7 protein-coding genes are annotated in these 7,952 nt (G+C 64.4%); 4 read left to right on the plus strand and 3 right to left on the minus strand.

Features of this window, described 5'->3' with window-relative positions; genetic code table 11:
- Positions 1 to 78: 78 nt before the first annotated feature.
- The 3 genes from NTD84_RS11125 to NTD84_RS11135 form a co-directional block, all read right to left on the minus strand.
- A complete protein-coding gene (locus NTD84_RS11125; RefSeq protein WP_262165180.1) occupies positions 79 to 1,695 on the minus strand; it encodes a FadD3 family acyl-CoA ligase in 1,617 nt (538 codons plus the stop codon).
- A 31-nt stretch (positions 1,696 to 1,726) separates the two neighbouring features.
- On the minus strand, positions 1,727 to 2,749 hold the full coding sequence (locus NTD84_RS11130; RefSeq protein ID WP_262165182.1) for a ferredoxin--NADP reductase: 1,023 nt from the start codon (positions 2,747 to 2,749) through the stop codon (positions 1,727 to 1,729).
- Positions 2,750 to 2,817: 68 nt separating this feature from the next.
- The gene (locus tag NTD84_RS11135; protein ID WP_262165184.1) at positions 2,818 to 4,005 is read right to left on the minus strand and encodes an acyl-CoA dehydrogenase family protein; all 1,188 of its coding nucleotides are present in this window, start codon (positions 4,003 to 4,005) and stop codon (positions 2,818 to 2,820) included.
- A gap of 240 nt (positions 4,006 to 4,245) precedes the next feature.
- On the opposite strand from NTD84_RS11135, the gene NTD84_RS11140 reads away from it, so the two are divergent.
- From NTD84_RS11140 to dmpG, 4 genes are all read left to right on the plus strand, one after another.
- Positions 4,246 to 5,019: a glucose 1-dehydrogenase gene (locus NTD84_RS11140; RefSeq protein WP_262165186.1), complete on the plus strand. Its 774-nt coding sequence runs from the start codon at positions 4,246 to 4,248 to the stop codon at positions 5,017 to 5,019.
- A gap of 72 nt (positions 5,020 to 5,091) precedes the next feature.
- Complete coding sequence (locus NTD84_RS11145; RefSeq protein ID WP_262165188.1) at positions 5,092 to 5,883, plus strand: fumarylacetoacetate hydrolase family protein; 792 nt, start codon at positions 5,092 to 5,094, stop codon at positions 5,881 to 5,883.
- A gap of 30 nt (positions 5,884 to 5,913) precedes the next feature.
- The gene (locus tag NTD84_RS11150; protein ID WP_262165191.1) at positions 5,914 to 6,840 is read left to right on the plus strand and encodes an acetaldehyde dehydrogenase (acetylating); all 927 of its coding nucleotides are present in this window, start codon (positions 5,914 to 5,916) and stop codon (positions 6,838 to 6,840) included.
- 10 nt (positions 6,841 to 6,850) lie between these two features.
- On the plus strand, positions 6,851 to 7,879 hold the full coding sequence (gene dmpG / locus NTD84_RS11155; protein WP_262165193.1) for a 4-hydroxy-2-oxovalerate aldolase: 1,029 nt from the start codon (positions 6,851 to 6,853) through the stop codon (positions 7,877 to 7,879).
- Positions 7,880 to 7,952 lie beyond the last annotated feature (73 nt).

Below are 7,952 nucleotides of genomic sequence, written 5' to 3' on the forward strand. Positions count from 1 at the left end.
GTTGTTGTTTTGGTTTGTGTCCCAGCATGAAAAAATCCGCAGTCACCCACATCGTCCGTTTGGTGAACGGTGTGCCGCTCAGCCCCGAGCGCGGTCGGCCACCCACGCACGCAGGTCGTTCTTCGCCACCTTGCTCGACGGGTTGAGTGGCAAGGCACTGAAGAAGCGCACCTGGCGCGGCACTTTGTAGTTGGCCATCTGCTCACGGCTCCAGGCGATCAATTGCGCCTCGTCGAGTGCTGCACCTTCGCGCAGCACCACGCAGGCACATCCGACTTCGCCCATGCGCTCATCGGCGATGCCAATCACGGCCACCTGGGCAATGGCCGGGTGCCTGATCAGCGCCGCTTCGATTTCCGCCGGGTAGCAGTTGAAACCGCCGACGATGAACATGTCCTTCAGGCGGTCGGTGATGATCAGGTTGCCGGCTTCGTCCAGGCGTCCGACATCGCCGGTATGCAGCCAGCCATCGGCGTCGATGGCTTCGCCAGTCGCCTCGGGATCCTGAAAATAGCCCTGCATGATGTGGAAGCCGCGCAGGCAGATCTCACCGGTTTGCCCCGAGGCCAGTGCCTGGTTGTGCGGGTCACGGATGCTCACTTCGGTGCCGGCGATCGGCCGTCCGCTGGTGCCGGCGATCACCTGCGCCGAATCACCCGGATCGCAGATCGTCGCCAGGCCACCACACTCGGTCAGGCCGTAGGCGGTGGTCACCACGGCAAAACCCAACTCGGTGCGCATGCGCTCGATCAGGCTCGGCGGGATGCTGGCGGAACCGGTCACCGCGATACGCAGGCTCGACAGGTCGGCCTGCTTGAGCTGGGGATGAGCCAGCAGCGAGAGGTACAGGGTTGGCGCGCCGGGCAGTACGCTGATGCGCTCACGGGCGATGCGCTGGAACACCTGCTCGGCGTCAAACACGGCATGCGGCAGGATGGTCGCCCCGCCGATCAGGCACGTCAGCCAGCCGGCCTTGTAGCCAAAGGCATGGAAGAACGGGTTGACGATCAAATAGCGGTCACCCGGCACCAGGCCGATGATCCTCACGTACTCGGTGAATGCACGAAGGTTCTGCCCGTGGCCGCTCATCACGCCTTTGGGTTTGCCGGTGGTGCCGGAGGTGAACAGCAGGTCGCACATCGCTTCGGGCCTGATGGCCAACGCGCGGTCCCTGGCGTGGTCAACATCAATGCTCGCCGCGCCGAGCAGGAACTGTGCAAGCGTCAGGTCCGAGGAGCGTCCGGGCATGTCCCCGTCGAACGTCACGATATGCGCAAGACTGGCCGGCCGATGGGGCGCGAGCAGCGCCGGATAGTCGACATCGAGAAAGCGTTGCTGGACGAACAGCAACCGACATCCGCTGCGCTCCAGCACATCGGCGGCCTCAAGGCCTTTCATCCGCGTGTTGATCGGCACCAGCACCGCACCGGCGCATTGAATGCCCAGTGCCGCGAGAATCCATTCAGCGCCGTTCGGTGCCCAGAGACCCACCCGGTCACCGGCCTGTATGCCCAGGGCCATCAGGCCCCGGGTAAAGCCCAGGACGCGCTCGGGCAACTGGGCATAATCGAGGCACTGGCCGTGTTCCTCGATGGCGGTAAGCCCGGCAAAACGTTCGGCGCAGCTGAAGACCAATTGGGCCAGGGTGGTGGGGGCTGCGCTCAGGGGCGCGGCAAGGTTCAGGCTCTGATTCATCGTAGGCTCGCGGTCGGCGTGATTCGGTGCATCATTCGGGAAAGCGGATACGCAGTTGCGCGCTGGTGGGCACCGACTGACAGGCGAGGATCCAGCCTTCAGCCAGCTCGCCCGCATCCAGCGCATCGTTGTGCAGCATCTCGACGTCGCCGCTTTCCAGCGTGCACATGCACGAGGCGCAACCCCCCACACGGCAGGCGCTGGGCGGTTTGAGACCGGCACGTTCCATGGCGGCCAGTACGGTTTCACCGCTGTCGCAGGGCAACTGGTGATCTTCACCGTCCAGGCGCACCGCCAGTTGCGCGGCCACCGCCGCCTCGCTGCTGGCCACCAGCGGCAGTTCGCCTTCGCCGGGCAGCGAGACGAAACGCTCGACATGCACCCGCCGGTCCGGCATGCCCAACGCTTTGAGCGCGCTGACCGCCGCGTCCATGAACGGGCCGGGGCCACAAATGAAGGCCTGGGCATCGATAAACGGCCGGGCCAGTTCAGTCAGTTGTCCGACGCTCGGAATGCCCTGCACCGAATCGAGCCAGTGGACGATCTGCAGGCGTTGCGGATGAGCGCTGGCCAGAGCCTTGAGCTCGTCCTTGAAAATCACCGACGCCTCATCGCGGTTGGCGTAGATCAGCAGCACCCGCCCCGTTCCGGCCAGCAGCGCCGAACGCAGGATCGACAGCACCGGGGTCACGCCACTGCCCCCGCCGAACAGCAGCAAGTCACCGTCGAGACTGCGCGGCACGAACACCCCGGCCGGTGCCAGCACTTCCAGCATCTGGCCAGCCTGCAGCTCGCTGCACAGCCAGTTCGAGGCGCGCCCCTGGTGCACGCGCTTGACCGTCACTCTCAGCGGTTCGCCCAGCAACGGCGTGCTGGACAATGAATAACAACGGGGCAGCCAGCCGTCCTCGAAGGGCACTCGCAACGTCAGGAACTGGCCGGGCTGGTAGCGAAAGCGTTCAGCCAGATGGTCCGGCACGTCGAACACCAGGGAACGGGCATCCGCCGTTTCCTCGATGACTCGCGCCACGCGCAGGGCAAGATAGTTGTTCATAGGTCAGGTACTCATGACCCCCTGGCCGCGTATCCCGGACAGGGGGTGTCGGAACGAACGTCGCGGCCTCAGACGTAGGGATCGGGGTTGGGCAGGCCCATCAGCACCGCGCCGTAGCTGCGGCCGTATGCCATGTAGTTGTTGGCGATGTGCCCGCGCGCCTGGTGCAGGTCGCGGAACAGGCGCGCCACCGGGTTGGTGTTGTACAGGCCCGAGGCGGCCATGCTGCGCAGCAAGTCGTTGACTCGCTCGGCGCAGACGTTGGTCACGTAGGCCGACTGGTAGCGGTACAACAGGCGGGTTTCGGTGTCCGGGTATTCGCCGGCTTGCGCCAAGCTCATCAGGTGCTCGTAGTTGCGTTCCAGCACCAGGCGCAGGGCATCGACGGTGATCATCGCTTCGGCAACGGCGGTTTGTGCCACCGGGTCTTCCGCCGTGCGTGCGCCGTGTTTGCCGATATGCTTGGCGGCGTTTTCACGGTACTCGTTGATCGCGCCCTGCAGGGCGCCGATGGCCGAGGTCGACACGGCGCGGGAGAACACCTGGGCGAACGGGATCGCGTAGATCGGATTGGTGTTGACCAGGCGACCCGGCGTTGCTTCAAGCGTCCAGTTGTTGGTGCGTTGCACACGATGGGCCGGGACGAAGACATCCTCGACCACGATGTCATGGCTACCGGTTCCGCGCAGGCCCATCACGTCCCAGTTGCGCTCGATCTGATAGTCCTCGCGCGGCAGGAGAAAGGTCCCGTGCTCGGCGGTCAGTTCACCATCCGGCGGCAGGATTCCGCCCAGAAACGCCCACTGGCAGTGCTCGCTGCCACTGGAAAACCCCCAGCGCCCGCTGATGCGATAACCGCCCTCGACCACGGTCACCTTGGCGGCGGGCATATAGGTGGAGCAGATCAGCGCGTTGTGGTCCTCGGCCCAGACTTCGCGCTGCGCCTCGATCGGATAGCGTGCCAGCTGCCAGGGGTGAACCCCCATCACACCGTAGATCCAGGCCGTGGACATGCAGCCCTCGGCGAGGATCGCCTGGATTTCGAAGAAGGTCCGCGGGTCCACTTCGTAGCCACCAAACGCCCGTGGCTGCAAGGCGCGCAGCAAGCCGGCGGACTGCAATTCGATCACGCTCTCCACCGGCACCTTCAAGTCCTTGTCGGCCTGTGCCGTGCGGGACTTGAGTACCGGCACCAGGCGCCGTGCGCGCTCCAGCAGATCACATTCGTCCTGGGTCTTTTCTCGCATGAAGTGCATCACTCAATTCTCCCGATCTCACTGCGCCACTGCGCCAGTTGTGATCGATCATCGGATCGAGCGGACAATCCTTCATCGTCAAAGCGGACTAGGGGCGGACTCCGTTCTGCCGGCCTCTTCGCGAGCAGGCTCGCTCCCACAGGTTATGTGCCCTGCCTGATAGTCCATTGAGACGATGCTGGCGGCGGCCGTGGCGGCGATAGTGAACCCATCAACTATCGACCCCACGGAGCAAGGGCCATGAGTATTTTGCAGCGTTTCCAGATGCATGGCAGCGTCGCCATCGTCACCGGCAGCGGCCGGGGGATTGGACGGGCGATTGCCCTGGCGTACGCCGAGGCCGGCGCCGATGTGGTGTGTTCGGCGCGCTCGCTGGACGAGGTCCAGGCGGTGGCCGAAGAGGTGCGCGGGCTGGGCCGGCGCGCCCTGGCAATAGCGTGCGACGTCAACGAGGCCGAGCAACGCCAGGCACTGGTGCGCCAAAGCGTCGAACAGATGGGCCGTCTCACCCACCTGGTGAACAACGTCGGCGGCGGCGGGCCCAACGATCCACTGGCCCTGTCACCCGAACAGTTCGCCCAGGTGCTGAATTTCAATGTCGCCACCAGCTACGCCTTCTGCCAGTTGTGCGTGCCGCTGATGCGCGAAGCCGGTGGCGGCAACATCCTCAACATCAGCTCAGTGGCGGCGCGCTATGCCCAGCGCCACTTCAGCGCCTACGGCACGGCCAAGGCTGCCCTCAGTCATCTGACCCGCCTGCTGGCCCAGGACTTCGCGCCGCAGATCCGGGTCAATGCCGTCGCGCCCGGCCCTACCCTGACCGAAGCGCTGAACGGCGTGATGCCCAGCGCCATGCGCCAGGCCATGGAGGCCAACACACCGCTCAAATGCCTGGGCACCCCACAAGACATCGCCGCCGCCGCGCTGTACCTGGCCAGCCCCGCTTCGGCCTGGGTCACCGGCAAGATCATCGATGTCGACGGTGGTGCCGATTCGTCGGTCTGGCCCGGCTGACCCCTCCTTTGGGCCCGTCCCTGATCACGGTGGGGCGGGCTTTTTTTCTTCCCACCCTCTGGAGCCCTCGCCATGGATGCTCATCTGATCAACGCGCTCGGTGAAGAGCTGTTCAATGCCCTGCGCACTCGCCAGACCCTGGCACCGTTGACCCGCCGATATCCGCAGATCACCCTCGAGCAGGCCTACCGGATTTCCCTGCAATTCCTGCAACGCCGCGAAGCCCTCGGCGAGCAGGTGATCGGCAAGAAAATCGGAGTCACCAGCCGCGTCGTGCAGGAAATGCTCGACGTCCACCAACCGGATTTTGGCTTCCTCACCAACGCCATGCAGGTCGAGGATGGCAGCGCCGTCAGCTTCGCCCGCTACAACCTGATCCAGCCACGGGCCGAGGGCGAAATCGCTTTTATCCTCGGTGAAGACTTGCAAGGCCCGGGCATCAGCGCCGAAGACGTGCTGGCGGCCAGCCAATCGGTTGCGCCGTGCTTCGAGATCGTCGATTCGCGGATCGACGACTGGCAGATTCGTATTCAGGACACCGTGGCCGACAACGCTTCCTGCGGGGTATTCGTCCTGGGTGATCAACGCATTGACCCACGTTCACTGGATCTCGCTGCCGTGCAGATGCACATGCTGAAAAACGGCCAACCGGCCGGCTCTGGCCTGGGCTCGGCCGTGCAAGGCCACCCCTGTACCGCGGTGGCCTGGCTGGCCAATACCCTGGGCGAGCTGGGCATACCGTTTCGTCGCGGCGAAATCATCCTTTCGGGCGCACTGGCGCCGCTGGTCCCGGTGGGCCCCGGCGATCGCATCAGCCTGTCCATGAGCGGGCTTGGCGAAGCCAGCCTGCACTTCGTCGCCTGATTCTCCTTTCCTCCTCCGGAGCTAAAAACCATGAGCAACAAGATCAAGTGCGCAGTGATCGGGCCGGGCAACATCGGCACCGACCTGCTGTACAAACTGATGCGCAGCGAGGTCCTCGAACCGGTATGGATGGTGGGTATCGACGCCACTTCCGAAGGTCTGGCACGGGCGCGAGAGCTGGGCCTGAAAACCACCGCCGAAGGTGTCGACGGTCTGCTGCCTCATGTCCTGGACGATCAGATCCAGATTGCCTTCGACGCGACATCGGCCTACGTGCACGCGCAGAACTCGCGCAAGCTCAACGCCCTCGGGGTGCTGATGATCGACCTGACGCCGGCGGCCATCGGCCCGTATTGCGTGCCGCCGGTCAACCTCAAGGCGCAGCTGGGCCTGGGCGTGATGAACGTCAATATGGTCACCTGTGGCGGCCAGGCAACGATTCCGCTGGTAGCGGCGGTGTCCAGCGTGCAGCCGGTGGAGTACGCGGAAATCATCGCCACCGCCGCGTCCAAGTCCGTCGGCCCCGGCACCCGAAAAAACATCGACGAGTTCACCCGCACCACCTCCAGCGCAGTGGAGAAGGTGGGCGGCGCGAAAAAAGGCAAGGCGATCATCATCATCAACCCCGCCGAACCCCCGCTGATCATGCGCGACACCGTCCATTGCCTGACCGCCAGCGAACCCGACCAGCCGGCGATCACCGCTGCCATCGAGGCCATGATCCTGCAAGTGCAGCGCTACGTGCCCGGCTACAAATTGGTCAACGGTCCGGTGTTCGATGGCCATCGCGTGTCGATCTTCATGGAGGTCGAAGGCCTGGGCGATTACCTGCCCAAGTACGCCGGCAACCTCGACATCATGACTGCTGCGGCAGCGCGCACCGCTGAGATGTTCGCCGAGGAAATCCTCAAGGGCGAACTCGTGCTGACCGCTACCGCGCAAACCGCTCACGCATAAGGAGTCGACCATGGATCTTCGCGGCAAAAGCATCACCGTTCACGACATGTGCCTGCGCGACGGCATGCACCCCAAGCGACATCAGATCAGCCTGCAACAGATGAAGGACATCGCCTGCGGCCTCGACGCGGCCGGCGTGCCCCTGATCGAAGTCACCCACGGCGATGGCCTGGGCGGCAGCTCGGTGAATTACGGCTTCCCGGCCCATACCGATGAAGCGTACCTGTCGGCGGTGATCCCGCTGATGAAAAAGGCCAAGGTCTCGGCGTTGCTGCTGCCGGGCATCGGTACGGTCGATCATTTGAAAATGGCCCATGAACTGGGGGTCAATACCATTCGCGTCGCCACCCATTGCACCGAGGCGGATGTCAGCGAGCAGCACATTTCCTACGCTCGCAGCCTGGGCATGGACACCGTCGGCTTCCTGATGATGGCCCATATGAACAGCCCCGAAGGCCTGGTCAAGCAAGGCTTGCTGATGGAGAGCTACGGTGCCAACTGCATCTACCTGACCGACTCGGCAGGCTACCTGTTGCCCCATGATGTCAGCGCCCGTGTCGCAGCGATGCGCGCCGCCCTCAAGCCGGAGACGGAGATCGGTTTTCACGGTCATCACAATCTGTCGATGGGCGTGTCCAACTCCATCGCCGCGATTGCCGCTGGAGCCCAGCGAATCGATGCCGCCTGCGCGGGCCTGGGTGCCGGTGCCGGCAACACGCCGATGGAAGTGCTGGTGGCGGTTTGCGACCGGATGGGCATTGACACCGGTGTCAGCGTTTTCGGGATCCAGGACGTGGCTGAAGATTTGGTGGTGCCGATCATGGACTTCCCGATCCGCAGCGACCGTGATGCCCTGACCATGGGGTATGCCGGGGTCTATGGCTCGTTCCTGCTGTTCGCCAAGCGTGCCGAGAAAAAATACGGTGTGTCGGCCCGGGAAATCCTCGTGGAAATGGGCCGCCGCGGCATGGTCGGCGGCCAGGAGGACATGATCGAAGACACCGCCATGACCCTCGCGCGTCAACGCCGTCAGGCCTGAACCCAACAATCTCCCACAAAGCCACCGCCGTCCTTGTGGGAGCGGGGGGGGGGGGGGGGGGGGGGGGGGGGGC

This window comes from Pseudomonas sp. 14P_8.1_Bac3 (assembly GCF_025466085.1).
GTDB lineage: Bacteria > Pseudomonadota > Gammaproteobacteria > Pseudomonadales > Pseudomonadaceae > Aquipseudomonas.